Raw genomic sequence first — 23,709 nt, 5'->3', positions numbered from 1 at the left:
CCCAGGGCTCGCGCCGGCGCTCAGTGCGCGACGGCGGCGGCGGCCGCCTCGTCGATCAGCGCGCCCGTGTTGAACCGGTCCATAGAGAAGGGGGCGGCGATGGGGTGCATCTCGCCCTTCGCGATGGAATGGGCGAAGACGTGCCCCGACCCGGGCGTCGCCTTGAAGCCGCCGGTTCCCCAACCGCAGTTGAAATACATGTTGCCGACCGGCGTCTTGGTCAGGATCGGGGATCGGTCGACGGTCACGTCCGTGATGCCGCCCCATTGACGCATCATCCGCACGCGGCTGAAGACCGGGTAGAGTTCCAGCACCGGCCCGGCGACATGCTCCACCTGATCGAAGCTGCCGCGCTGGCTGTAGCTGATATAGGGGTCGCCGGAGCCGCCGATCACCAACTCGCCCTTATCGGACTGGCTGATATAGGCGTGGATCGCGTTCGACATGATGACGCAGTCGATGACGGGCTTCAGCGGCTCGGAAACGAAGGCCTGCAGCGGGAAGCTCTCCAGCGGCATCCGGAAGCCCGCCATCTCGGCCATGACGGAACTGTGGCCCGCCGTCACCACGCCGACCTTGCCGGCGCCGATGCGCCCGCGCGTGGTCTCGACCGCCTTGACCGTGCCGTCCTCGATCTCGAAGCCGGTGACGGCGCAGTTCTGGATGATGTCGACACCCATCGCGTCGCAGGCCCGCGCATAGCCCCAGGCGACCGCGTCGTGCCGCGCGGTGCCGCCCCGGCGCTGCAACAGCGCGCCCATGACGGGATAACGGCAGTTCAGATTGATGATCGGCACCATTTCCTTCACCTGGGCGGGGCTTAGGAACTCGCTGTCGATGCCGTTCAGCTTGATCGCATGGCCGCGGCGGCCAATCTCCTGCATGTCGTGGACATTATGGGCGAGGTGCAGCAGCCCACGCTGGGAGAACATCACATTGTAGTTCAGGTCCTGGCTCATGGTTTCCCAGAGCTTGATCGCGTGATCGTAAAGCGCCGCCGACTCGTCCCACAGATAGTTGGAGCGGACGATGGTCGTATTGCGGCCCGTGTTGCCGCCGCCGAGCCAGCCCTTCTCGATCACCGCGACATTGGTGATGCCGCATTCCTTGGCGAGGTAATAGGCCGTCGCCAGCCCGTGTCCGCCGCCGCCGACGATCACCACGTCGTAGGCGGGCTTCGGGTCCGGACTGCGCCAGGCCTTCTGCCAGTTCTCGTGATAGCTGAGCGCGTTGCGGATCAGCGAGAAGATCGAATATTTCGTCATCGCGAGGGCGCCACCCGGTTCCATGGGATAAGACGCGTGCCCCGGCATCCCTTTCGATCGGGGACGGGCGGCGACGCGCGGGGGCGGGGCCGTTGGCGGTCCACCGGCACGCCCCCTCATCATGCGGTCATTACGCCATGGCGGCGGTGGCGCCTTTAGGCGGCGCGACAGCATTTCTAGCGAGCGCGACATGGCCCGGCACCGACATCGCGGCGAATCGTGGCGCACGGGTCGCGAAGGGCGCGGAAACCCAAGGAAACTGGCCGGTGGCCGGCCCGCGCGATGGCCGATTGCGGGGCGGTCGAATGCGATATAGAAGCGTTTGACAAAGCCCCCGGGGCGGGCGCATAGAGCGATGTCGCTTGGATGCAATTGCCGATATGCGTGGCGCCGATATTTGTTGAGGTACCACAAGGGATTAGGTGCGCCGCACCCGGTCCGTCATGTCGCAACGGAATAAAAGCGATCGGCTTGGTCGGCCGTCCGGACATTACCGGCGGCATCGCTGGCGGGGTTGATCGGTATGGTCGAGCGTATGTTCAAGGGCAAGGGGGACGAGCCGACGCGGCTCACCCTCGTGTTGGTTCCGAATTTCTCGATGATTGCCTTCACCAGCGTCGTCGAGCCGTTGCGTCTTGCGAACTATGTCGCCAAGCGTACCTTGTACGAATGGGATATCGCGAGCCGCGACGGCGATCCGGTCGCGGCCTCCAATGGCATCGCCATCGCCGCCACGCGGTCGGTCGCGGACTATGACCGCGCGCCGCCCAACGTGATCCTCTGTTCCGGCGTCGAGGCGCATGTCTATAAGGACAATGCCGTCTTCGGCTGGCTACGCCGCTGGGCGCGGGAGGGCAGCCATATCGGCGCTATATGCACCGGGGCGCATGTGCTTGCCCATGCCGGGTTGCTCAACGGCTATCGCTGCACGCTGCATTGGGAAAATCTCGACAGCTTCCTCGAGGAGTTCCCGGATCTCGACGTGCGCGCGGAACTGTTCGAGGTGGATCGCGACCGTTTCACCTGCGCCGGCGGTGTCGCGGCTCTCGATATGATGTTGAGCGAGGTATCGACTGCGCATGGCCCGGAACTGGCCGCGGCCGTCTCCGAACAGTTCATGCATGAGCGCATGCGCGAGGGCAGCGACGACCAGCGCCTGCCGCTTCAGGCACGTCTTCGCATCAGCCACCCGAAGTTGATCCGCGCCATCGCCGAGATGGAAAAGAACACTGAGGAGGCGCTGTCCCGCGACGAGATCGCGGAGCGGGTCGGCCTCTCCCGCCGTCAGTTGGAGCGTCTGTTCCGCCGCTATCTCAATACCAGCCCGGCGCGCTACTATCTGAAGCTTCGCTTGAACCGGGCGCGCACGCTCCTGACCCAGACGACGATGCCGGTGACCGAGGTCGCCTTCGCCAGCGGTTTCACGTCGGCCTCGCATTTCTCCAAATGCTATCGCGACATGTTCGGCCGCACCCCGCGCGCCGAGCGCCGCGCGCCCGGCCTCGCGCCGGAGGTGCGTCTGGCGGGCGAGCAGGATGCCTTCGGCGATGTCGGCGAGGAGGTGGACTGGGACAGCGGCGAATCGATGGAGGCCTGAACGAGCCGCCGGCCGGCTGCCCGCCCTTCCGTCAGTCCGGTACCGTCTCCAGCAGCGCGGCGTAAAGCGCGGCCAGGGCCGGTTCCTCCAGCCCCCCGTCGCGCAGCGCCAGCGCGACCCGGCGCGTCAGTGGCGGGCCGGGCAGGGAGGCGGTCCATAGCGCCTCGGCGAAGGGGCCGCGCAGGCTTCGACCCGGCAGGATGGCGACGCCCAGGCCCCGGCTTGCCATCATCAGGATTGCCTCGATGGAATCGAGTTCCATCGCATCCTCGACCGCGATGCCGTCCGCGCGCAGGCGCCGGTCGATGATCCGTCCGACGCCGGTCGCGCGGTTGAAGCGAATGAAGGGGCGGGACGACAGCGCCGTCATGGCTTGGCCATCGCCCGGCACCTCCCGCGCGGCGACCAGCAGGGGCTCCTCGTAGAGCGGGTGGAGGCGGATGCCGGTCGGTGGATCGCTTCCGGCGGTAAGGATGGCGGCGTCCAACTCGCCGCTCGCGACGCGCGCCGCCAGCCGGTCGGACAGGCCGCTTTCCACTCGGGCGCGCAGATCCGGATGCGCCCGGCCGAGCGCCGCCAGCGCATCCGGCAGGAACCCGGTGGTCGCCGTTGGAATCGCCCCGATGGCAAGCGTGCCGGCCAGCGCATGCGGATCGCGCGCCACCGCCCGAACCCGATCGATCGCCTGCAGCACGGCCCGCGCCCGTGCCGCCGCCGCGCGTCCGGCGACGGTGGGCAGGGGCGGCCGGCGCCCTCGGTCGAACAGCGCGATGCCGAGCTCCGTCTCCAACGCCTTCATTTGCATGGAGACGGCGGATTGCGTCAGGTTCAGCCGGTCGGCGGCGGCCTGGAACCCCCCGGCCTCCACCACCGCGATCAAGGTTTCCAGCGCGCGTGGGTTCATCCGCCTAAACTAACAAAATTTGATGATGTATATCAGTATAATTCGGTTGTCTTATGAATCGGTCGCTCACACCCTCGTGAAACTTGTTCGAGGGAGACCGAACCATGACACGAAATCCGTTCGCCCCCAGCGCCGCGCAGGAAGCCTTGCGCGAGCGCGCGCGCGACCTGGCGCTCCGCGAGATCGCGCCCCGCGCGGCCGAGACCGATCGCGGCGAGCGCTACCCCTGGGACAATGTCGCGGCGTTGCGCGCGGCCGGCTTCATGGGCATGACCATCCCCAAGGCCCTCGGGGGGCAGGGCGCGGATTTCCTCGATGCCGTGCTGATGATCGAGGAGATGGCGAAGGTCTGCGGCGTCACCGGCCGCATCGCGGTGGAAGCCAACATGGGCGCCCTGTCCGCCGTCATGCAGTACGGCACGGACGCCCAGAGGCGCCGGGCGGCCGATTTGGTGCTGGCCGGCGACAAGCCCGCGATCTGCATCACGGAGCCGGAGGCGGGCTCCGCCGCCAGCGAGATGACGACCCGCGCGGACCGGCGGCGCGGCGGCTATGTGCTGAATGGCGGCAAGCACTGGATCACGGGCGGCGGTGTCTCGAAACTGCATCTGATCTTCGCGCGCGTCTTCGACGCGGATGGGGCGGAGCAGGGGATCGGCGGCTTCCTCGCCGTGCGCGGCGAGGCGGAGGGGCTGCGCGTCGGCGCGCGGGAGCCGACCATGGGCCTGCGCGGCATTCCCGAGACGGAAATCCTGTTCGAGGATCTGTTCGTCCCCGACGACATGGTGCTGAGCCCGCCGGGGGGATTCGCCAAGGGGTTCGGCGCGCTGATGGCGGCCTATAACGTCCAACGCGTGGGCGCGGGCACGGTCGCCCTCGGTCTCGGACAGGGGGCCTATGATCTGGCGCTCGACTGGGTGGGAAAGCGCGAGCAGTTCGGCCGCCCGATCGCGGAGTTCCAGGGCCTGCAATGGATGCTGGCGGATATGTCGATCGGGTTGGAGGCGGCGCGGCTGATGCTGCACCGCGCGGCGGCGGGCGCCGATCCCTTCCCCGATGTACGGCTTGCCGCGCAGGCCAAGATCCTGGCGGCGGAAACCGGCATCAAGGTCGCGAACGACGCCTTGCAGATGTTCGGCGCGCGCGGCTATAGCCGCAATCGGCCGCTGGAGCGTATCTGCCGGGACGCGCGCATGTTCACCATCGGCGGCGGCACCGCCCAGATCTTGCGCACCGTCGTCGCCGGCCGCATCCTGAACCGTAAACTGCCGCAAGGGCGCGACGGCCATGTCGCGCCCGACCGGCGCGGTGAGGCGGCGCGCGCGGCGGAGTAGGCCGCCCGACCCCGCCGTGGAAGGGGGCTCTGGGACAAGCATATGGAACGCACGGTCTCGGCCGCCGATATGGTGGCGCGTTATCTGGCGGCCGCGGGCTGCCGTCATGCCTTCGGCATTCCGGGGGGCGAGGTGGTGTCGGTCGTCGATGCGCTCGACCGCGCGGGGATCGCCTTTCACCTCGCCAAGCATGAGAATGCCGCCGGCTTCATGGCGGAGGGCACGTGGCACATGACCGGCGCGCCGGGCGTGCTGGTCGCGACCCTGGGCCCCGGGGTCACCAACGCCGTCACCGCCATCGCCAATGCCTGGCAGGATCGCGTGCCCCTGATCGTCCTCACCGGCTGCGTGGAGGCGGCGGAGGCGCTGACCTATACCCATCAGGTGCTGGATCATCAGGCATTGTTGCGTCCCGTCACCAAGGCGAGCTTTCGGCTCGCCGACGGCGCGGTCGGGGAGTTGATGGAGAAGGCGCTGGCCATCGCCATGGGACGCACCGGCGATGGGCGGCCTGGGCCGGTTCATATCGACCTGCCGATCGATCTGGCGCGCGCGCCTCGGGAATGGACGGGCGCCGCGTATCTCCGGGGCCCCCAGGGACGCACCGCCCCGGCCGGCCCCGATCTGGAGCGCGCCCGATCCTGGCTGGCGGAGGCGGCCGCACCGATCGCGATCGTGGGGCTCGATGTGCTGAATCACGGCGCGGAGCAGGCGGTCGCCGATTTCTGCCGCCGCTTCGGCATGCCGCTCATCACCAGCTACAAGGCGAAGGGCGTGCTGGCGGAGGACGATCCGCTCAGCCTCGGCGGGGCGGGTCTCTCGCCGGTGGCGGACGGGCATCTGCACGGCCTCCTCGGGGAGGCGGACCTGATCCTGCTTCTCGGCTACGACCCGATCGAGATGCGCGCGGGCTGGCGCGATCCCTGGCACCCCGACCGCCAGCGGGTGATAGAGATCGCGGCGGAAGGCAATACCCATTCGATGCATCGGGCGAGCCTGAGCTTCGTCTGCGATATCGGCGCGGGCGTCGAGGCGCTGGCCGCCGCCGGCCCGGCGCGCGCTCGGGTCTGGGAAGGGGGCGGTCCCGCCCGCGTGCGCGCGGCGTTGCGGCAGGCCTTCGGCGCGGACGAGGCGTGGGGACCGGCCGCGGTGGTCGATACCGCGCGCAAGACCCTGCCGCGCGGCGCTGTCGCGACCGTCGACAGCGGCGCCCACCGCATCCTGTTGAGCCAGATATGGCAATGCGAGGCGCCGCGCGGGCTTCTGCAATCCACCGGGCTCTGCACCATGGGGGGCGCGCTGCCGCTCGCCATCGGGGCGCGCAAGGCGGCGCCGGAGCGTCCCGTCGTCTGCTTCACCGGCGATGCGGGGTTGGAGATGGTGTTGGGGGAACTGGCCAGCGCGCGTGAATTGGAAACGCCGGTCGTCGTGGTCGTCTTCGCGGACAACTCTCTGGCCTTGATCGAGATGAAGCAGCGCGGCGCCGGCCTCGCCAATCTGGGGGTCGATTACGGCGGCAGCGATTTCGCGGCGATCGCGGCCGCGATGGGCGGGGTCGGCGTGGAGGTGGATAATCGCGCGGATTTGGCGGATGCGCTTCGCGGCGCGCTAGTCCGGGACCGGTTCACCGTCATCGCCGCGAGGATCGACCGCAAGGCCTATGACGGCCGGATATAGGGTGTCCTCGTCACCGCCTTCCTTGCGCCCGGGGCCGAATCGCGACGGAGTCCACCGAGCGATCGCATGAAGCGGCGGGTGTGTCCATGCAGCTCGATATGAAGGTCCTGGTCGGCAAGCTCAATCCGACCTGCAAGCGGGCGTTGGAGCAGGCGGCGCAACTCTGCGTCCAACAGACCCATTTCCATGTCGAGATCGAGCATCTGCTGCTGAAGCTGATCGCGCAGCCGGAAAGCGACCTGACCGCCGCCTTCGGCCCGCACGATATCGACGCGGCCGCGCTGACGGCCGATCTTCAAGCGGCGATCGACGGCTTCCGGCGCGGCAATACCCGCACCCCGGCCCTGAGCCCGCAGATCGCGGACCTGTTGCAGGCGGCCTGGATCTATAGCTCCGGGACGCTGGATCAGAAGGCGACTCGTTCGGCGGCGCTGTTGCAGGCGGCGCTGGCGACGCCGGGCCTGCGCGACGCCTTGGTGGAAAGCTGCCCCGCCTTCGCCGATCTGCCGGTCGAGGCCCTGGGCGAGAATTGGCCCGAGATCGTGAAGCATTCGCCAGAGGCGATGCCCAGCGCGATCGAAAGCGCCAAGGCGGATGCCGCCGCCTCCCGCGCCGCGCGCAAGGACGCCAGGCGCGTCAAGGCGGAGGCGCCGGACGAGCAGGCCCCGCAGGGCGGGGCGGAAGACGAAGCGACCGAGCGCGACCCGTTGGAGGTGCTGGACCTCTATACCGTCTCGCTCACCGATCAGGCGCTGGTCGGCGCGATCGACCCGATCATCGGCCGCGACGCGGAAATCCGCCAGGTGATCGATATCCTGATGCGCCGCCGCCAGAACAACCCGATCCTGACCGGCGAGGCCGGGGTGGGAAAGACCGCCGTGGTCGAGGGCTTCGCCCAGCGTATCGCCGATGGCGACGTGCCGCCGCCGCTGCGCGACGTGGATGTGCGGCTGCTCGACCTCGCCCTGCTACAGGCCGGCGCCTCGATGAAGGGGGAATTCGAGGAACGCCTGAAGGGCGTGGTGGAGGCGGTGAAGGCGTCCGCCCGGCCGGTCGTCCTCTTCGTCGACGAGGCGCACACGCTCATCGGCGCGGGCGGCGCGGCGGGGCAGGGGGACGCGGCCAATCTGCTGAAACCCGCGCTGGCGCGGGGCGAGTTGCGAACCGTCGCGGCCACGACCTGGGCCGAATATAAGCGCTATATCGAGAAGGACCCGGCGCTGGCGCGGCGCTTCCAGGTGGTGAAGGTGGAGGAGCCGGATGCCGAGCGCGCCGTCGCCATGGTGCGTGGTCTGGCCCGGCGTCTGGCGCTGCATCATGGCGTGCGTATCCTGGACGAGGCGATCGCGGACGCGGTTTCGCTCTCCGCGCGCTATATCGCCGGACGGCAATTGCCGGACAAGGCGATCGCGGTGCTGGATACGGCTTGTGCGCGGGTCGCCGTGGCGCAGGCGGGCGAGCCGCCGGCGCTGGAGACCGCCCGCCGGCTGGTCGAACGCCTGGAGACCGAGGCCGGCATTCTGACCGCCGAACGGGTGCGGGAAGAGGATCATAAGGAGAGGCTCGCCGGTATCGACGCCGCGCGCGTCGCCGCGGAGGCGGAGCGCGACACCCTCCTCGCCCGGTGGGAGCAGGAGCGCGCATTGGTCGCGGAGATGCGCGAGATGCTGGCCAACCGCCCGGAGGACGGAGAGCCGCCGGGTGAGGCCTATGCCGAACTGGAGGAGAAGCTGGCCGCCCTTCAGGGCGACGATCCGATGGTGCCGGCGCGCGTCGACGGGGCCGTCGTGGCGCAGGTGATCGCCGGCTGGACCGGCATCCCTGTCGGCCGGATGATGCGCGACGAGGTGAAGGGGGTCCTCGAACTGGAGGACCGTCTGGCGGAGCGTATCGTCGGCCAGGATCATGCGCTGGCCGCCGTCGCGAAGCGCATCCGCACCTATCGCGCGGGCCTGGACGACCCGGTGAAGCCGGTCGGGGTGTTCCTGTTCATGGGGCCGTCCGGCGTGGGCAAGACGGAGACGGCGCTGGCGCTCGCCGAACTGCTCTATGGCGGGGAGACCAACCTGATCACCGTCAATATGTCGGAGTTCCAGGAGGCGCATACCGTCTCCGCCCTCAAAGGGGCGCCGCCGGGCTATGTCGGCTATGGCCAGGGGGGCGTGCTGACGGAGGCGGTGCGGCGCAATCCCTATTCCGTCGTGCTGCTGGACGAGGTGGAAAAGGCGCATCCCGATGTGATGGAACTGTTCTTCCAGGTGTTCGACAAGGGCATGATGGAGGATGGCGAGGGCGTCGAGGTCGATTTCCGCAACACCGTCCTGATCCTGACCAGCAATCTGGGCGACGACGTGATCGTGGAGGCCGCCTTCTCCGGCGCCGATTTGACGGTGGAGGACCTAGCGGCGCGGGTCCGGCCCGCGCTCCTCCGGCGGTTCAAGCCGGCCTTCCTGGGGCGTCTCGTCGCCGTGCCCTATCTGCCGCTCGGCGAGGATCAGATACGCGGCATCGTCGATCTCAAGCTCGCCCGTGTCGCCGCGCGCTTCGCGGAGAATAACGGCGCCGAACTCGTGCTCGACCCCGGCGTGGCGGCGGCGGTGGCCGAACGCTCGACCGAGGTGGAGAGTGGCGCGCGCTCGATCGACGCGATCCTGACGCACAATCTTCTGCCCGCGATTTCCGATGCCGTGCTGGCGGCGATGGCCGAGGGAACCGCCTTCGCGCGCGCGCAGGTGACGCTCGGCGAGGGCGGGGGCTTCGCGGTGCGTTTGGATGACCGCTGATGTCCGACGATTTCGGCTATAGCCAGGATAACCTCTATCTCTCGGTCACCACGCCGCTGGGCAAGGACAAACTGCTCCTGAAGTCAGTGCGCGGGACGGAGGCGGTTTCCAGGCTTTTTCGTTTCGAATTCGAAATGACGTCGGAGGATCCGGCGATCGACTTCGCCGGAATCGTGGGTGAGAGCGTCACCGCCCGGATCGAGATCGGCGACGGCACGGAAAGCCGTTATGTGAACGGCATCGTCACCGCCTTTTCCCAGCATGACAGCGACCCGCGCTTCTGGCTCTACCGCGCGGTGGTGGAGCCGACCTTCTGGCTCGGCACCCGGCAGGCGGATTGCCGCATCTTCCAGGACCAGTCGGTGACCGACATCATCGAAACGGTGCTGGGGGAATTGGGTGTCAGCGACTATTCGCTGGAGACGGCGGGCAGCTATGCCGCCCGCGAATATTGTGTCCAATACAATGAAAGCGCTTTCGACTTCCTCAGCCGTTTGATGGAGGAGGAGGGTATCTTCTATTTCTTCCGCCACGAGGACGGAAAACATACCCTCGTCCTGGCGGACGACGCGGATGTCCACGCCGACTGCCCCGGCGCCGAGCAGGCGACCTATCGCCCCACCATCCCCGGCCGGCGGGAGGAGGAGGATACGATCTTCCAACTCGCCTACGTCCAGCGGGTGACGACGGACAAGGTGGCGGCGCGCGACTATAATTTCGAGCAGCCCTCGACCGACCTGACAACCCAGGCCGCGGGGGACGGTACCGGCTCCGACATGGAGGTCTATGAATATCCCGGCGGCTATACCGCCAAGGACGCCGGCGACAAGCTGGGCGATATCCGCCTGCAGGCGTTCGAGACGCCGGTGAAGGAACTGAGCGGCCGGTCGAGCGTCAAGGGCTTCGTCGCGGGTTATAATTTCTCCCTGATCTGGCATGAGCGCGAGAGTCTCAACGACAGCTACATGATCCGCGAACTCAGCCTGCGCGCCGATGCCGACCGGTACGAGAACGGCTTCGTCGCCCAGCCCGCGACCCATCCCTTCCGGCCCGCGCGCGTCACCCGGCGCCCGCGCATCCACGGCAGCCAGACCGCGCTGGTCACCGGCAAGGCGGGGGAGGAAATCTGGACCGACAAGTACGGCCGCATCAAGGTTCAGTTCCATTGGGACCGCGAGGGCGAGAAGGACGAGAACACCACCTGCTTCGTGCGCGTCGCCCAGGGCTGGGCGGGCAAGAGTTGGGGAAGTTGGTTCATTCCGCGCATCGGGATGGAGGTGGTGGTGAGCTTCCTGGAGGGCGATCCCGACCGGCCGCTGGTCACGGGCTGCGTCTATAACGGCGAGAACATGCCGGCCTACGGCCTGCCGGGCGACCAGACCAAGAGCTGGATCAAGACCAACAGTTCCAAGGGCGGCGGCGGATCGAACGAATTGCGCTTCGAGGACAAGAAAGGCTCGGAGGAGGTCTATCTCCACGCCGAGAAGGATTGGAACAGCGTGGTGGAGAATCTTCGCACCACCACGATCAACGAATCCGACGACACGCTTACCATCAAGAAGGGCAACCGCACCTTCGCGGTCGAGAAGGGCGACGAGACCCACAGCGTGAAGGGCACCCGCACCCTGACCGTCGACGGCGCGCAGAACCACAAGACCGGCGACGGCTTCACCCACAAGGTGACGGGCGATTACACGCTCAAGGTCTCCGGCGATCTGGTCATCAACGCGACCGGCAACGTCACCATCAAGGCCGGCAAGAAGATGACCCTTCAGGCCGGGACCGACACGCTGATGAAGGCGGGCAAGAACCTGACCGCCCAGTCGGGCATGGACTGGACCCAGAAGGCGGGCAAGAACCTCGCCATCAGTTCCGGCATGAACACGACCAACAAGGCGGGCATGAACATGACCAACAAGGCGGGCATGAACATGACCAATCAGGCCGGCATGAACATGACCGAGAAGGCCGGCATGACCTTCAAGGCCGAGGGCGGCATGACCTATCAGACCAAGGGCGGCATGCAGATGACCCAGGAAGGCGGCATGATGGCGACGATCAAGGGCGGCCTTCAGGGCGTCTATGAAGGCGGTTTGATGAGCACGCTCAAGGGCGGGGTGATGGCGGCCCTCAAGGGTGCCATCAACAAGCTGGGATAGGGACGATGGCCGAGGAGGAGCAGACACCGCCGCCGCCCGACCCGGACGATCCCGCCTTCGACGCGCTGTTCGCGGACGAGGCGGAGGGGCCGGACGCCGGCGGCCTGCCGGACGGCGATCATGAGGATCGGGACGAGGCGGGCGCGCTCGCCGGCCGCTACAGCGTGCGCGACGGCAAGCTGGAAGGCCCGGCCGAGTTCTACGATTCGGGCCGGTTGACCCAGACTTGCGCCTTTCGCGCGGGGCTGCTGCACGGCGAATGCCTGATCTACGAGGGTGGCGCGCTGGTCCAGCGCACCCATTATGTCGACGGCGTGATCGATGGCGAGGCGGTGGAATATGACGGCGCGGCGCCGCGCCTGCGCATGACCTTCGCGGACGGCCAGCCGCATGGGACGGCGGAGTTCTACGAGGACGGCCGGCTTTCCCAGCGCTCCAGCTTCGATCGCGGTTATCTGGAGGGAGAGACCCTGTTCTTCGACCCCCAGGGCGCGGTGCTGCAGCGTCTGCCCTATCGCGGCGGCATGCGGGACGGAACCGCGGTCATCCACGAGCAGGGCCGCCGCCTCGTCACCATGGATTTCGTGGAGAACGCCCAGACCGGCTGGCTCGTCACCTACGGCCCGAACGGCAAGCCGATGGCGCGCATCCCCTATGAGGCGGGCTTGAAGCAGGGCGAAGCCCGCTATTTCGATCCCGAGGGGCGGCTGGTGAAGACCGAATGCTACGCCGCCGACAAGCTCGACGGACCGACGCGCGACTATATGCCGGGCGGCCCGTGCGTGAAGGAGAGCACCTTCGTGGACGGTGTCCTCGACGGCTGGGTCGTGGAGTATTCGCCGAAGGGCCGGGAGACCGCGCGCCAGGAATTCCGGCAGGGCGAACCCGCCGGCCCCAAGCTTGAGAAGACCCGCTTCGGTCACCGCGAGGCGGAGGGGGGAGGCGACGCGGAAGGGTAATACCAAATCTTGTTGCTCATGCCCCATGCGGATCGCGTTCGGCTTTCCCTTGAACGGACGGAGGCGGGTAGGAAGGGTGGCGCGGGCGATGCGGGGCATCGCCGGGGCACGCGCTCCTGGCCGAGAACCCGGGAGGGACGTCCCCATGGGTCGTGATCGACAAGATTCGGTATAAGGAAGGACCTTCGCCGAAGGGCCCTCCCCAGCCGCCGGCCGTCGTGCCACAATGTCGGGACCGTTCCGCCGGCTCGATCAGGGAGGATCGCACCCCATGCCGATGCCCGCCGCCACGCTGACCGCCATGCATGTCTGTCCCATGGTGACGGGGATCGTGCCGCATGTGGGCGGGCCGGTGGTCTCGCCCTCCATGCCGACGGTGTTGGTCGGTGTGCTGCCGGCGATCGGCCCGGGGTCGATGGCGGTGTGCGTCGGCCCGCCCGACACCGTCGCGATGGGGTCCCCCACCGTGTTGGCCGGAAGCCTGCCGATGGCGCGCGTCACCGACACCTGCGCCCATGGCGGTCTGATCGTCGTGCCCATGCCGACGGTTCTGGTCGCGTGATTGGCGCCGCGCCGCATGGCGCGCGAAATCATTGCAAGGAATCCATTGGGTTGTTCGGGCGAATATTCCGTTTTTCTTAGCAATGCTTTCTTGTATTCAAGATTCTTGAAGTGATATCATTACTTTGAAAATTCTATATTTAGCGTCATTTTGTCGTTGCGGCACGATATGTTGTGGCGCGGCGGGGCGTGAGATGGAGGTCCGGCGCGATGGCGGCGGCGAGCTTCGACGGCGGCGGGACGGGCCGCGCGGGATTGGGCGGCGGCCGATCGGGCGGCAGCCGCTGGTCCGGCGTGGGCGATCGCGCACGCCTGTCGGCCGCGCGGGATGGTGATGCCCGAACCGAAGGCGGGTGGGGCGATGGTGGTTCCCTCCTGGGCTTGCTGGGGCTGGGCGGGCGGGCGGGTATCCGCCCCGAGGGTCCGATGGATGCCGGGCCTCGCGGGGAGACGGGGCCGGGCGCCGATGCCGACGGGGGGGCGCCCCGCGGGCGCCGCCGCGCCGCGCCGAGGTTCGACAGCACGGCCTATGAGGGCGCGCCGCGCATCCGCCATGGCGGGGACCGGCTGCGCTTCACGCTGACGCCCGGCGCGGCCTACGGTCTCGTCGGCGGGGCGGCGACGGCGGCATTGTTGCTGTTCGTCGCGGGGTTCATGGCGGCTTTCTGGCTGTTCGCGCCGGAAAGCCCCTTCGCCCAGGCCCGCGCGCCGGAAGTCGCGGCGACCGGCGTGGTGGGATCGTCCCCAAGCGACGCTGACGGCGACGGCGGAACGGTACCGGCCGCGACGGGACATTCCTATCTGATCGGGGAGGCGGAGGCCGACGGCGCGCCGGAGAACCCCGCGCCGCCGTCACCGGAAATCGCGGCGGTCGAGGCGATGCGCGCGGCCAATGACGACCCGCCCGGGGCCCAAATGGCCGCCCTGCCCGAGGCGGGGGAACCCAAGAACGCCGCGGCCTCCGCGTCCGATAACGCGGAACGGAGCCCCGCGCCGCAGGGCGCCGCGACACCCTCTCCGGCCAGTCCGCCGACGGCGCGGCTTAAGCCCGGGAACGGCGCCGGGGCATCCGATTCCGTCATCACGCCGCCGCCACCACCCAAAACTGGCGCGGCGCAGGCAACCGTCGCCGCGCCGTCTGACGCGGGCCCGTATCGTCTGCAATTCGGTGCGTTCCGGGAGAAGGCGAACGCGGAGGTTTTGCGCGCCAGGATTCCGGACCGCCTGGGCGCGCGCATCGTAACCGCGCCCGACAGCCAGGGGCGGCCGCTCCATTACGTGCGCAGCATGGGTTTCGCCACGCCGGGCGCGGCGCGTGAGGCCGGCCGGACGGTGGAGCAGCAGGCGGGCTTGAAAAGCTTCATTCATCGCGCGCCCGGCACGGCGGGCTAGAACCCATGCGGGGAGGGGATATGACGCGTCGCGCGAGCCGGCTAGGAACGGCGATGGCGATGTCGGCCGCGCTGCTGCTGTCGGCCTGCGGATTGATCGGCGACGACGGATCGGTCTTTTCAATGAACTGGGTCGCGGTCGCCTCCGACCCGGATGCCAACCGCAACAATCCGACGGCGGTCGATCTGGTCCTGGTCCACGACCCCGGCGTGACGGATGCGATCGGGGCGTTGAGCGCCGGCGAATGGTTCCAGCGCAAGGGACAGTTCCGGCGCGACTTTCCGAAGGGGTTCAAGGTGATCGGCTGGGAGGTCGTGCCGGCCCAGGCGATCCGGCCGCGCGAGCTTTCCGACGAGGATCTGGAGAACGACGAGGGCGACCTTCCCGCCGCCGCTTTCGTCTTCGCCGATTATTTCACGCCCGGCGATCACCGCGCGCGCCTCGAATCCCAGCGCGCGGTGCGCATCCGTCTGGGAGAGGATGACTTCACCCTCGAATCCTTCGAGCCCCCCAATTGACGACTGACGGATTTCTTTCCACAGGGAAGGGCCGAGACGACAGCCCCTTATTTTTATTGTAGTCTTTCGGCGCGTTTTCTTTAGGCTGGGCGCGCATCGCGGCGTCGACCCGGTGGCGTCACCCAGGGGGATACCGAACCATGCCGAGATCGGCTCAGGACCTGCCGGAAGCGATCGAGTGGCATGAGGGCATGCTGCTCGCCCCGCAGCATTTCCAGCAGCTCGCGCTGCGCGGGGAGGAACTGACCACCTATCACATGCTGACGGCCCAGCCCTTCCATTGGGGCGTGCGCCATTTGAAGGCCGATCCGGTGCTGCTGGTCTCCGGCATCTTCCGGGTGCTGGAGATGGAGGCGGTCCTGCCCGACGGGTTGATCGTCCATCATGTGCAGGGGGAGGGGGAGCCGCTGGAGCTCGACCTGACCCAGCATGCCGACGCGCTGGCGCGTGGGCGGTTGCGTATCCATGTCGCGGTCCCGGTACGTCGAGCGGGCGGACGGCCGACGGCGGGCGATCTCCCCCGCTATCGCAGCACGGAGGGCGCGCCGGTCAGCGACGAGACCTCCGGCGAGAACGCGTTGCAGATTCCGCGCATGACGCCGCGCCTGAGCCTCATGGCGACGCGGAGCCTGCCGGAGAAATATACCGGCTTCCCGGTCGCGGAGATCGCGCTGAAGGAGGAAGCCTTCACCCAGACGGGCTATTGTCCCCCGGCGCTGTGGGTCTCCCGGACCTCGCCGGTGGGCGAGGCGTGCTCCGCGCTCGCGACCAAGCTGCGTGAGAAGGCGGTCTTCCTGGCGGAGCGCGCGAAAACCCCGGTCGGGCAGAGCGACCGGCCGATGCTGCAACAGACCCAGACCGTGATCCATGCCCTGGTCGCCGGCCTGCCGCAGTTCGAGGCGATCCTGAAGACGGACCGCTGCCATCCCTTCGTGCTCTATCTCGCGCTCAATAACATCGTCGGTCATATGACGGCGGTCGGTGGCGCGCTGGTGCCGCCGACATTGCCGACCTACGACCATGACGACATGAAGGCATCCTTCGATGCGGCGATCCAGTTCGCGGTGCAGATGCTGGACCGGGTGTCCGAAGCCTATGTCGCGATTCCCTTCAGCGAGGAGGATGGCGTCTTCAGGCTGACCCTCGACCCGTCCTGGTGCGACGACGCCCTGACGCTCGGTGTGCGCGCGCGCCCGGAGATGACGGAACCCGACGTGATCGCCTGGATGGAAAGCGCGCTGATCGGGGTGGAGGGCGTGCTGACCTCGATGCAGGAACGCCGGGTGCTGGGCGCCGGGCGGCGTCGCATCGACCGGGATCAGGCGCTCGACCTCGTGCCGACGCGCGGCGTCGTGCTGTTCCGTGTCGAAATCGATCCGGAGTTCATCGAGGCGGGCGAACCGCTGCTCGTGCTTTCCGGCGACCGGGGGCGCAGCGAGCCGCCGCAGGAAATCGTCCTCTATGTCCGCAACCCCGCGGGCCCGGACGCGGGCTAGGCGGCCATGGCATCCCTGGGCAGCCCCGTTTCGACCGGCAGCGCCGGCACCTATGTCCTGGATCAGTTCCGGGAGTTCCACGCGGAGGCGGTGCGGCTCAGGGATGATGCGCTGAAGAGCGGGCGCGCCGGTGCCCGGAACAGAAAGGCGTCGCCCGCCCGCCCGACCCCACCGCCGGACGGCGTGCTCCGGCCCCTGCCGCCACCCTTGCCCGGCCGCCCGAAACCCGCCGAGCCGGAGGCCGAGCCACCGGAGGACGATGAGTCCGAGGCCGGGCGCGAAGGGCGGCGCCCGGGCCCCCTGCTGACGGCGGAGGAAGCGGTGCAGCGTCTGCAATCCCTCCTGGAGATGCAGGCGCTGGAGGCCGGACGTCGTGGCGGCGAATATGGCGTCCTCTATTACAAGGAGGCGCAATATGTGATGGCCGCGCTCGCCGACGAGATATTCCTCCATCTCGATTGGCCGGGGCGTGGCTATTGGAAGGACGATTTGCTGGAAACCCGGCTTTTCGGCACCTACGCGGCGGGTGAGCGATTCTATCAGCGCCTCGACAAGCTTCTGTCGACCGGGGACCGGGTGCAGGCGGAATTGGCGGTGGTCTACCTGCTGGCCTTGTCGCTCGGCTTTCGGGGCAAGTATCGTGGGGCGAAATATGACCGGAAGCTGCTCGATTACCGCAAGCAGCTCTATTACTACATCTATCAACGCCGTCCTGATTTGGCCGATCACACCCGCCGCATGATGCCGGATGCCTATGAGCATACCCAGGCCGATGCCGTGCCGCGCATGCTGCCCTCGCCGGCGCGCTGGTTCTGGCTGCTGGGGGCGGTGGTCGTCCTTTATCTGGGTGTCGCTCATGTCGCCTGGCTCGATGCGATCGCGCCGCTTTCCCGCACCTTGGCCGGGGGCGGCTGATGAGGTGGCTCGACGCGATCCGCGACTTCCTGATCATGCTCACCCCCTATTTGCCGAGCATCATCGGCATGCTGGTGGGCTTCGCGCTGACGCTGCTGCTGGTTCTATGGATGTTGCTGCGCCGCTCGAAGCAGAAGCCGGCGGGGGAGGCGGCGGACACGGACGCGCGCGAGACACAGGCCCTGGATGCGGCCGAACCCTTCCAACTCGAACCGGACGATCTGCCGCTCCTGCCGCTCAAGCGCAGCTTCAAGCATGCGCTGAAGCTGTTGAAGGCTCATGTCGCGGGCCGCGATTGGCGATATGCCATCCCTTGGTACCTGCTGATCGGCCCGGAAGGGGCCGGTAAGTCCACCCTGATCGCCCATACCGACCAGAATTTGCCTGTCGGCGCGCCGGCGGAGGATTGGGAGGATGTGCGCCCCGCCTGCAAATGGTGGTTCTTCGATCACGGCGTGGTATTGGATATCGCCGGGCAGTTCGTGCGCGGTCGGGCGAGCCGCGCGTCGAACCGGCGGGGATGGGCGCAGCTTCTGCGGCTGCTCGACCATCATCGTCCCCGACGCCCGGTCGACGGCGTGATCCTGGCGATTCCGATCGAGGATCTGCTGGACGAGCATGGTGCGCCGCGCCCGCCGGAGGATGTCGTCCAGCGGGCGGAAGCGATCTACAAGAAGCTCTGGCAGGCGCAGAGCACGCTCGGCCTCGCCTTTCCGGTTTATGTGCTGGTGACCAAGCTGGACCGGCTGACGGGGTTTCAGCCCTTCGTGCGGGAACTTCCGGACAGCGCGCATGCCGATATCCTCGGCTGGTCCAGCCCCTACAGCATCGAGACGGAATTTCGCCGCGAATGGGTGGATGACGCGATCGACCGGATCGGCGCCGCCGTCCGCGCGCGCCAGATGGAAATTTTCGCCGAGCGACCGGACCTCGACGAGGCGGAAGCGCTCTTCCAACTCCCGGCGGAGATCGAGCGGTTGCGCGCGCCGCTGGCTCAGGCGTTGCGCGCGATCTTCAAGGCCAGCGCCTATCACGAGGCATTTTCCCTGCGTGGGCTCTATCTGACCGGCGACGGCGGGGTCCCCGCGCCGCCGGGTTTGCGTCCGATTCCTGTCCTGCCCGGTGTCTATAGCGGCCCGAAGGAGGAGATAAGGCCGGTCTTCCTGCATGACCTGTTCGTCGAGAAGATATTCCCGGAGGATGGTCTGGGCCGGCCGGCCCGCCGCGCGCTGCTGTCGCGCAATCGCACCGCGCTCGCGGCGCAGGCGGCCTCGCTCGCGCTTCTCGTCCTCGGGGGCGCGGGGCTGGCCTGGGATTACGCGCGGGTCGGCGCGGGTGTCGCTTCCGTCGATCCCTTCATCCAGGCGGTGCGCCGCGACATCGCGGCCGAGGAACGCTTCCGTCGCGACGCCGTTGCCCGCGGCGAGACGCCGGGGCAGCGTGGCAGCTTCGACCGGGAAAAGGCGCTCGCCCTGCTGGCGGGGATGAGCCGTGTCGATACCGACAGCTTCGACAGCTTCTTCATGCCGACCAGTTGGGTCAGTTCGGTCGACGAGGAGGTGGTCCAGGTCACGACGCGGGCCTTCAACCTCTTCATCCTGCAGTCGATGCGCGCCGCGCTGGCGGAGCGCGGGCGCGCGGTCGTCGCCGGTCGGTTGGGCGCGGAGACGGGCGCGGAGTCTCGGGGAGACACGGTCGCCCAGGCGCTGGATGCGATCGGGATTTCCTCGCAGGCTGAGGCGGAGCCGGCGGTGGAGCGTGGCGCGGCCTTCCAACGATTGGACGGCTATGTTCGCGCGTTGCGCCGGTTCGAGGAAGCGGTCGCGCGCTATAATGCCCTCGACCAGACACGGGACCTCCGGGATTTGAAGGCGCTCGTCGCCTACCTCTTCGATGTGGTGTTGCCGGAGGAGTTCGTGGAGAATTCCGGTTTCTACGAGGCGGCGCTCGATTCCGTGGAGTATCAGGCCCTCGACCTGTCCAGCTTCCGCGCGCCGGCGGTCGAGCGCTATCATGCCTTGGCGGAGGAAGCGCTGCCGTCGCTTTTCGCCGACAACCCGCTGATCACCGCGCTGCGCCAACTCGGTATCCTGATCGACGATGCCGCCAACCGCCGTACCGGCGGAATCGACATGCTGGAGGATCTGCGCGCGCGCATCGCGGCGATCCGTGGGATGTTCGACGCGCCGCGTTTCGCCTGGATGGAGGACCCGGATTTCGACCCGGCAAGCCAGCTTGGTGGCGTGATCGAACGGATCGGGGGGGCGAGCCTTCTCGGTCCCGATCTGGCGGAGGGGTTCCGCCGCCGGGCGGAGCAGGGGCTGGCCGATGTGCGCGGCGAACTGCCGGACCTGCGCGCGAACACCATCGGCGCGCTGCTGGCGCGGGAAGGGGACAGGCCCGTCTTGCGCTTCGCGGAGCCGGTGGCGGCGCTCGATACCCTCGTCTCCGCGCTTTTCCAGCGGCCGTTCATGGCTGACGGTCGCCTGCAACCCCTGCCGGCCGCGCCGCCGACCGGGGTCGTGGCGCTGTGGAATGCCGAACGGTTGGGCGAGGCCACGGGGCTGATCGACGGCTATCGCGACTTCATGCAGAACGACCTCGTCCGCGCGCCCAGCACGCTGCATCCGATGATCCGGGCGGCCGCCGCCGAACGTTTGACGCGCACCGTGGATGACCGTGTCGCCCGCGCGCTCGAGGTGGGAGGCGACGGCCGGACCGCCGGTTTGCGGCAGGAGGAAAGCCTGCGCCGGTCGGTGGCGAGCTTCACCGGCGCGGCCCAGCCGCTGGCCCGAATTCTCGCGACCTATGACGATCTGGCGATGGAGGACAGTTATCTCGACCTCGGCGATCTGGTGCTGGGCCATGCGGTCGGTCTTTTGCAGGAGGCCGACACGCTCTTCGCGGAGGAAGCTTTCTACGAGCCTCAGGGCGGCGATTTCCGCTGGTGGCAGGGGGAGGCGCGCATGGCACTCGACGCCTATCGCGCCCGCGACCGGTTCGAGCTGAACGATATCCTGACCCGCCAGCGCGAGCGTATCGGCCTGATCGCCAGGGACTATGTCCGCCCCGTCGCCACCTTCCTGGACGAGCGGGAGGTGCGTCTGCCGGAGGCGGCGGAGAATCTGGTCGCGCGCTGGCGGCGGATCGCTGACGAATTGGAGAAATATTCTCTGCGCCGCGCGGACAACAGCGTCGCGGAGCTTGAGAGTTTCATTACCGGACCGATGATGACGATCAGCTTCGCCGATTGCGGCGAGACGCTGGACGCGGTCGCGGATGATGGCGGCGGCGGTGATTTCTTCACCGCGCGTATGAGCCGGCTGATACGCGGCATCCGCGATCGCTGCGGCGATCTGGCGGGCGTCCAGGCACAGATTTCCTATAGCGAGATCCGCGACGCCTTCGATACGCGTCTGGCCGGGCGCTATCCCTTCGTCAGCGGCGGGTATCGTCCCGACCTGCCGGAGGTGGGCCCGCGCGAGCTTGCCGATTTCTTCGCGCTCTATGATCGGGAGGTGGGGCCGGCCCGCAATGCCTTGCGGGAGAGTGTCGACCTTGGCCTCGCGCGGGAACGCGCGCTCGATTTCCTCGACCGGATGGACCGCGCCCGCGCGCTGTTCGCCCCCTGGCTCGGCGCGCCGGGTGTCGATGATGGGCCGGTCTATGACGTGACCGCCAGCTTCCGTGTCAATCGGGAGCGCGAATCGGGGGCCAATCAGGTGATCGATTGGTCGTTGAGCGTGGGGGGAACGCGGCTCGATCAGCGCTCCGGGGACCGTACGGCGCGCTGGGGGCTGGGGGAGGCGGTGCGCCTCACGCTCCGCTGGGCCGGCAATTCCACCGCCGTGCCGGTGCCCGTGCCGGAGCGCCCCGAACTCAGCGTCAGTGATCGCACCGTCACGATCGGCTATGATAACGCGTGGTCGTTGCTTGAGCTGATCCGGCGCCACCGCGCGGGCTCCGACGATTTCGCGCAGTTCGTCGACCCCCGGCCACATACGCTGAGGGTCGATCTGCCGACGCGGCCGGCGGCCGGTGGCCCGGTGGAGACGGCGCGGCTCTTCCTGCGGGTGGAGTTGAGCGCGCAAGCGGATGGGGGCGCCGTGCCGGTGACCGTGCCGGTCTTCCCGGCGAGCGCGCCCGACATCGGCGAGTGAGGGAGAGGGACGAAGCCATGGCCGAGCCCGAAGCGGAGAAGGACCAGTCGTCGGATGCGGCGGTGACGGCGGCGCGCGTCAACACGCCGCCGCGCCCGGTGGCCGAGGACGGCCCGGCGGAGGCGCTGCTGGCCGAGCTAACGGGTAAGGACGGCCCGTGCGGACCAAGCCTGCGCTACGATCCGTTGTTCGACCGTATCCGCGCCGCCCGCCGGGAGGAGGCGGATTTGCCCCAGGGCGTCTGGGAGCGCGATATCAAGCATGCGGAATGGGCCACGGTCCGTGATCTTTGCACTGAGGCCCTGGCGACGCGGAGCAAGGATTTGCACCTCGCCTTCTGGCTGGCCGAGGCCTGGACCCATCTGGAAGGGTTCCGGGGATTTCGGCGCGGCATCGATCTGGCCGCCTCCCTATGCGAAGATTATTGGGAGGATCTGCATCCCCGGATCGACGAGGACGGTGATCTCGACTTCCGGCTGGGGCCCGTGCAATGGGCCAACACGCAGTTCGGCCGACTGCTGCAACTGGTGCCGATAACGCGGCCGGAGGGGGATGAGCGGCCCTACGATCTGCATGACTGGCACGACGTGCTTCGCGTCGAGAATCTGCGCCAACGCGACAAGGCGGCGGCCGAGCGCGAGGCGCGCCGCAAGCCGAGCCGCGGCGCCTTCGAGGCAAGCGTCAGCATGACCGACGTCCGCTTCTACGCCGATCTGGTCACCGTGGTCGAGGCGTCGCTGGGGGAGGTCGCCCGCCTCGATGCCGTGCTGGATACGAAGGCGGGAAACGAGGCGCCGAGCCTTGCCCGCATGCGTGACAGCCTTGTCGAGATCGACGAACTGGCCCGACGCTATCTGTCGGATAAGGGCGGCGAATTGCCCGACCCCGAGGACGAAGCCGCCGAGGAGCCCGGATATGGGTCGACGCACGACCCGGATGCGCGGGAGGCGGCCGTTTCCGCGAAGGAGTTGACGATGAGCGAGAACAAGCCCACGTCCAAGATGCCGGGAAGCGGCACCCCTTCCGGCGGTGTCGGGGGGCCGATCGAGAGCCGCGCCGACGCCTATCGACGGTTGGCCGAGGCGGCCGACTACCTGATGCGTACGGAGCCGCACAGCCCCGTGCCCTATCTTGTCCGGCGGGCGGTGGTGTGGGGGAATATGAGCTTCGGCGAATTGCTCGTCGAACTGATGGAGAATGGCGGCGATCATCAGAGGGTTCTTCGCCTGCTCGGTCTCGACGAGATGGGGCGGCCGCAGGGTGCGCGCGAGGACGGCTGAGTTTCCTGAAATCGAGGGACGGCGATGGCGAAGGCGGCGGCGAGTTTCCTCCTGGATCATCCGAACTGGCACTATGTGCTGCAGGAATTCTATCTCGCCTATCGCTTCGGGCCCGCCGGCGGCAGCGCCGAAATCCGCCGCCACCAACGGGTGGTGCAGTCCTGTATTTCCCGGTGCCTGAACAGCGAGCCCAGGCTGACCCCCCAAACGCCGGAGGCGAAGCCGGTGGTCGCCCATCTCGGCCGCGCCCTGGACAATGGGGAAACGGACCGGATGGCGAGCTTCATTCGCGCGCTCGCCAAGATCACCGACGAGCTTAATTGGCAGTACGGCTATGACCGGATGCCACGCAGCCTCCAGAAGAAGTACGCGTACGCCGAATTGCTGGGGCCGCGCGGACCCGTTCAGTGCGAGGATTTGATCCTTGGGCTGGTGCTGTTCTCGCCGAAATGCACCTATCCGGCGCACAGCCATGTGGAGATCACGGAAAGTTATCTGTGCCTGTCGGGGTCGTTGTCGGAGAACGACGCGGGCGTTTATCCGCCCGGCGCGCTGATCCTGAACCAAGCGAACCGGGAGCACGCGATCACCACCTCCGACCGGGAGCCGGTGTTGCTCGCCTATGCCTGGACCGGCCCGGCGGAAGCGCTGTGTGGTTTCAAGATGAGTTTCGCCGGCGGCAAGCCGGCGGCGGGGAAGGGATAGGGGA

At 68.0% G+C, this 23,709-nt stretch carries 16 protein-coding genes; 14 read left to right on the top strand and 2 right to left on the bottom strand.

Annotation, left to right across the window (positions count from 1 at the left end; translation table 11 throughout):
• Nucleotides 1-20 precede the first annotated feature (20 nt).
• A complete protein-coding gene (locus KAJ83_RS12295) occupies nucleotides 21-1,265 on the bottom strand; it encodes a sarcosine oxidase subunit beta family protein (RefSeq protein WP_210682368.1) in 1,245 nt (414 codons plus the stop codon).
• Nucleotides 1,266-1,788: 523 nt separating this feature from the next.
• On the opposite strand from KAJ83_RS12295, the gene KAJ83_RS12290 reads away from it, so the two are divergent.
• On the top strand, nucleotides 1,789-2,862 hold the full coding sequence (locus tag KAJ83_RS12290; RefSeq protein ID WP_246484476.1) for a GlxA family transcriptional regulator: 1,074 nt from the start codon (nucleotides 1,789-1,791) through the stop codon (nucleotides 2,860-2,862).
• 31 nt (nucleotides 2,863-2,893) lie between these two features.
• Here the strand turns inward: KAJ83_RS12290 and KAJ83_RS12285 are convergent, their stop codons facing one another.
• Nucleotides 2,894-3,766, bottom strand: coding sequence for a LysR substrate-binding domain-containing protein (locus KAJ83_RS12285; RefSeq protein WP_210682367.1), 873 nt, complete (start codon nucleotides 3,764-3,766; stop codon nucleotides 2,894-2,896).
• A 104-nt stretch (nucleotides 3,767-3,870) separates the two neighbouring features.
• Here KAJ83_RS12285 and acdA point away from each other — a divergent pair, with 104 nt between their 5' ends.
• The 13 genes from acdA (at nucleotide 3,871) to KAJ83_RS12220 (ending at nucleotide 23,705) form a co-directional block, all read left to right on the top strand.
• Nucleotides 3,871-5,100: a 3-sulfinopropanoyl-CoA desulfinase gene (gene acdA, locus KAJ83_RS12280; protein ID WP_210682366.1), complete on the top strand. Its 1,230-nt coding sequence runs from the start codon at nucleotides 3,871-3,873 to the stop codon at nucleotides 5,098-5,100.
• Nucleotides 5,101-5,142: 42 nt separating this feature from the next.
• On the top strand, nucleotides 5,143-6,777 hold the full coding sequence (locus KAJ83_RS12275) for a thiamine pyrophosphate-binding protein (protein WP_210682365.1): 1,635 nt from the start codon (nucleotides 5,143-5,145) through the stop codon (nucleotides 6,775-6,777).
• An 86-nt stretch (nucleotides 6,778-6,863) separates the two neighbouring features.
• Nucleotides 6,864-9,560, top strand: coding sequence for a type VI secretion system ATPase TssH (gene tssH, locus KAJ83_RS12270; RefSeq protein ID WP_210682364.1), 2,697 nt, complete (start codon nucleotides 6,864-6,866; stop codon nucleotides 9,558-9,560).
• Nucleotides 9,560-11,719, top strand: a complete 2,160-nt coding sequence (locus tag KAJ83_RS12265) for a type VI secretion system Vgr family protein (RefSeq protein ID WP_210682363.1) — start codon at nucleotides 9,560-9,562, stop codon at nucleotides 11,717-11,719. The genes tssH and KAJ83_RS12265 overlap by 1 nt, the downstream gene beginning before the upstream one ends.
• A 5-nt stretch (nucleotides 11,720-11,724) precedes the next feature.
• Entirely contained in the window at nucleotides 11,725-12,678 is a 954-nt protein-coding gene (locus tag KAJ83_RS12260) for a toxin-antitoxin system YwqK family antitoxin (RefSeq protein WP_210682362.1), read from the top strand.
• Nucleotides 12,679-12,949: 271 nt separating this feature from the next.
• On the top strand, nucleotides 12,950-13,240 hold the full coding sequence (locus tag KAJ83_RS12255; RefSeq protein ID WP_210682361.1) for a PAAR domain-containing protein: 291 nt from the start codon (nucleotides 12,950-12,952) through the stop codon (nucleotides 13,238-13,240).
• A 209-nt stretch (nucleotides 13,241-13,449) separates the two neighbouring features.
• Nucleotides 13,450-14,631 (top strand): SPOR domain-containing protein, encoded by a 1,182-nt coding sequence (locus KAJ83_RS12250; protein ID WP_210682360.1) that lies wholly within the window; start codon nucleotides 13,450-13,452, stop codon nucleotides 14,629-14,631.
• Nucleotides 14,632-14,651: 20 nt separating this feature from the next.
• Nucleotides 14,652-15,149, top strand: a complete 498-nt coding sequence (locus KAJ83_RS12245) for a hypothetical protein (protein ID WP_210682359.1) — start codon at nucleotides 14,652-14,654, stop codon at nucleotides 15,147-15,149.
• A 140-nt stretch (nucleotides 15,150-15,289) separates the two neighbouring features.
• Nucleotides 15,290-16,645 (top strand): type VI secretion system baseplate subunit TssK, encoded by a 1,356-nt coding sequence (gene tssK / locus KAJ83_RS12240; RefSeq protein WP_210682358.1) that lies wholly within the window; start codon nucleotides 15,290-15,292, stop codon nucleotides 16,643-16,645.
• A gap of 6 nt (nucleotides 16,646-16,651) precedes the next feature.
• Nucleotides 16,652-17,560: a DotU family type IV/VI secretion system protein gene (locus KAJ83_RS12235; RefSeq protein WP_210682357.1), complete on the top strand. Its 909-nt coding sequence runs from the start codon at nucleotides 16,652-16,654 to the stop codon at nucleotides 17,558-17,560.
• Nucleotides 17,560-21,720, top strand: a complete 4,161-nt coding sequence (locus KAJ83_RS12230; protein ID WP_210682356.1) for a type VI secretion protein IcmF/TssM N-terminal domain-containing protein — start codon at nucleotides 17,560-17,562, stop codon at nucleotides 21,718-21,720. The genes KAJ83_RS12235 and KAJ83_RS12230 overlap by 1 nt, the downstream gene beginning before the upstream one ends.
• A gap of 17 nt (nucleotides 21,721-21,737) precedes the next feature.
• Entirely contained in the window at nucleotides 21,738-23,000 is a 1,263-nt protein-coding gene (gene tssA, locus KAJ83_RS12225; protein WP_210682355.1) for a type VI secretion system protein TssA, read from the top strand.
• 24 nt (nucleotides 23,001-23,024) lie between these two features.
• Nucleotides 23,025-23,705, top strand: coding sequence for a dimethylsulfonioproprionate lyase family protein (locus KAJ83_RS12220; RefSeq protein WP_210682354.1), 681 nt, complete (start codon nucleotides 23,025-23,027; stop codon nucleotides 23,703-23,705).
• The last annotated feature ends 4 nt before the right edge of the window (nucleotides 23,706-23,709 follow it).

The organism is Marivibrio halodurans, from assembly GCF_017963645.1.
Lineage (GTDB): Bacteria > Pseudomonadota > Alphaproteobacteria > UBA8366 > Aestuariispiraceae > Marivibrio > Marivibrio halodurans.
This window is presented reverse-complemented; position numbering and strand designations above follow the sequence as displayed.

Excerpts from the sequence above, each read along its gene's own strand:
- KAJ83_RS12295 (WP_210682368.1), bottom strand. The coding sequence starts at position 1,265 with ATGACGAAATATTCGATCTTCTCGCTGATCCGCAACGCGCTCAGCTAT.
- KAJ83_RS12290 (WP_246484476.1), top strand. The coding sequence starts at position 1,789 with ATGGTCGAGCGTATGTTCAAGGGCAAGGGGGACGAGCCGACGCGGCTC.
- KAJ83_RS12285 (WP_210682367.1), bottom strand. The coding sequence starts at position 3,766 with ATGAACCCACGCGCGCTGGAAACCTTGATCGCGGTGGTGGAGGCCGGG.
- acdA (WP_210682366.1), top strand. The coding sequence starts at position 3,871 with ATGACACGAAATCCGTTCGCCCCCAGCGCCGCGCAGGAAGCCTTGCGC.
- KAJ83_RS12275 (WP_210682365.1), top strand. The coding sequence starts at position 5,143 with ATGGAACGCACGGTCTCGGCCGCCGATATGGTGGCGCGTTATCTGGCG.
- tssH (WP_210682364.1), top strand. The coding sequence starts at position 6,864 with ATGCAGCTCGATATGAAGGTCCTGGTCGGCAAGCTCAATCCGACCTGC.
- KAJ83_RS12265 (WP_210682363.1), top strand. The coding sequence starts at position 9,560 with ATGTCCGACGATTTCGGCTATAGCCAGGATAACCTCTATCTCTCGGTC.
- KAJ83_RS12260 (WP_210682362.1), top strand. The coding sequence starts at position 11,725 with ATGGCCGAGGAGGAGCAGACACCGCCGCCGCCCGACCCGGACGATCCC.
- KAJ83_RS12255 (WP_210682361.1), top strand. The coding sequence starts at position 12,950 with ATGCCGATGCCCGCCGCCACGCTGACCGCCATGCATGTCTGTCCCATG.
- KAJ83_RS12250 (WP_210682360.1), top strand. The coding sequence starts at position 13,450 with ATGGCGGCGGCGAGCTTCGACGGCGGCGGGACGGGCCGCGCGGGATTG.
- KAJ83_RS12245 (WP_210682359.1), top strand. The coding sequence starts at position 14,652 with ATGACGCGTCGCGCGAGCCGGCTAGGAACGGCGATGGCGATGTCGGCC.
- tssK (WP_210682358.1), top strand. The coding sequence starts at position 15,290 with ATGCCGAGATCGGCTCAGGACCTGCCGGAAGCGATCGAGTGGCATGAG.
- KAJ83_RS12235 (WP_210682357.1), top strand. The coding sequence starts at position 16,652 with ATGGCATCCCTGGGCAGCCCCGTTTCGACCGGCAGCGCCGGCACCTAT.
- KAJ83_RS12230 (WP_210682356.1), top strand. The coding sequence starts at position 17,560 with ATGAGGTGGCTCGACGCGATCCGCGACTTCCTGATCATGCTCACCCCC.
- tssA (WP_210682355.1), top strand. The coding sequence starts at position 21,738 with ATGGCCGAGCCCGAAGCGGAGAAGGACCAGTCGTCGGATGCGGCGGTG.
- KAJ83_RS12220 (WP_210682354.1), top strand. The coding sequence starts at position 23,025 with ATGGCGAAGGCGGCGGCGAGTTTCCTCCTGGATCATCCGAACTGGCAC.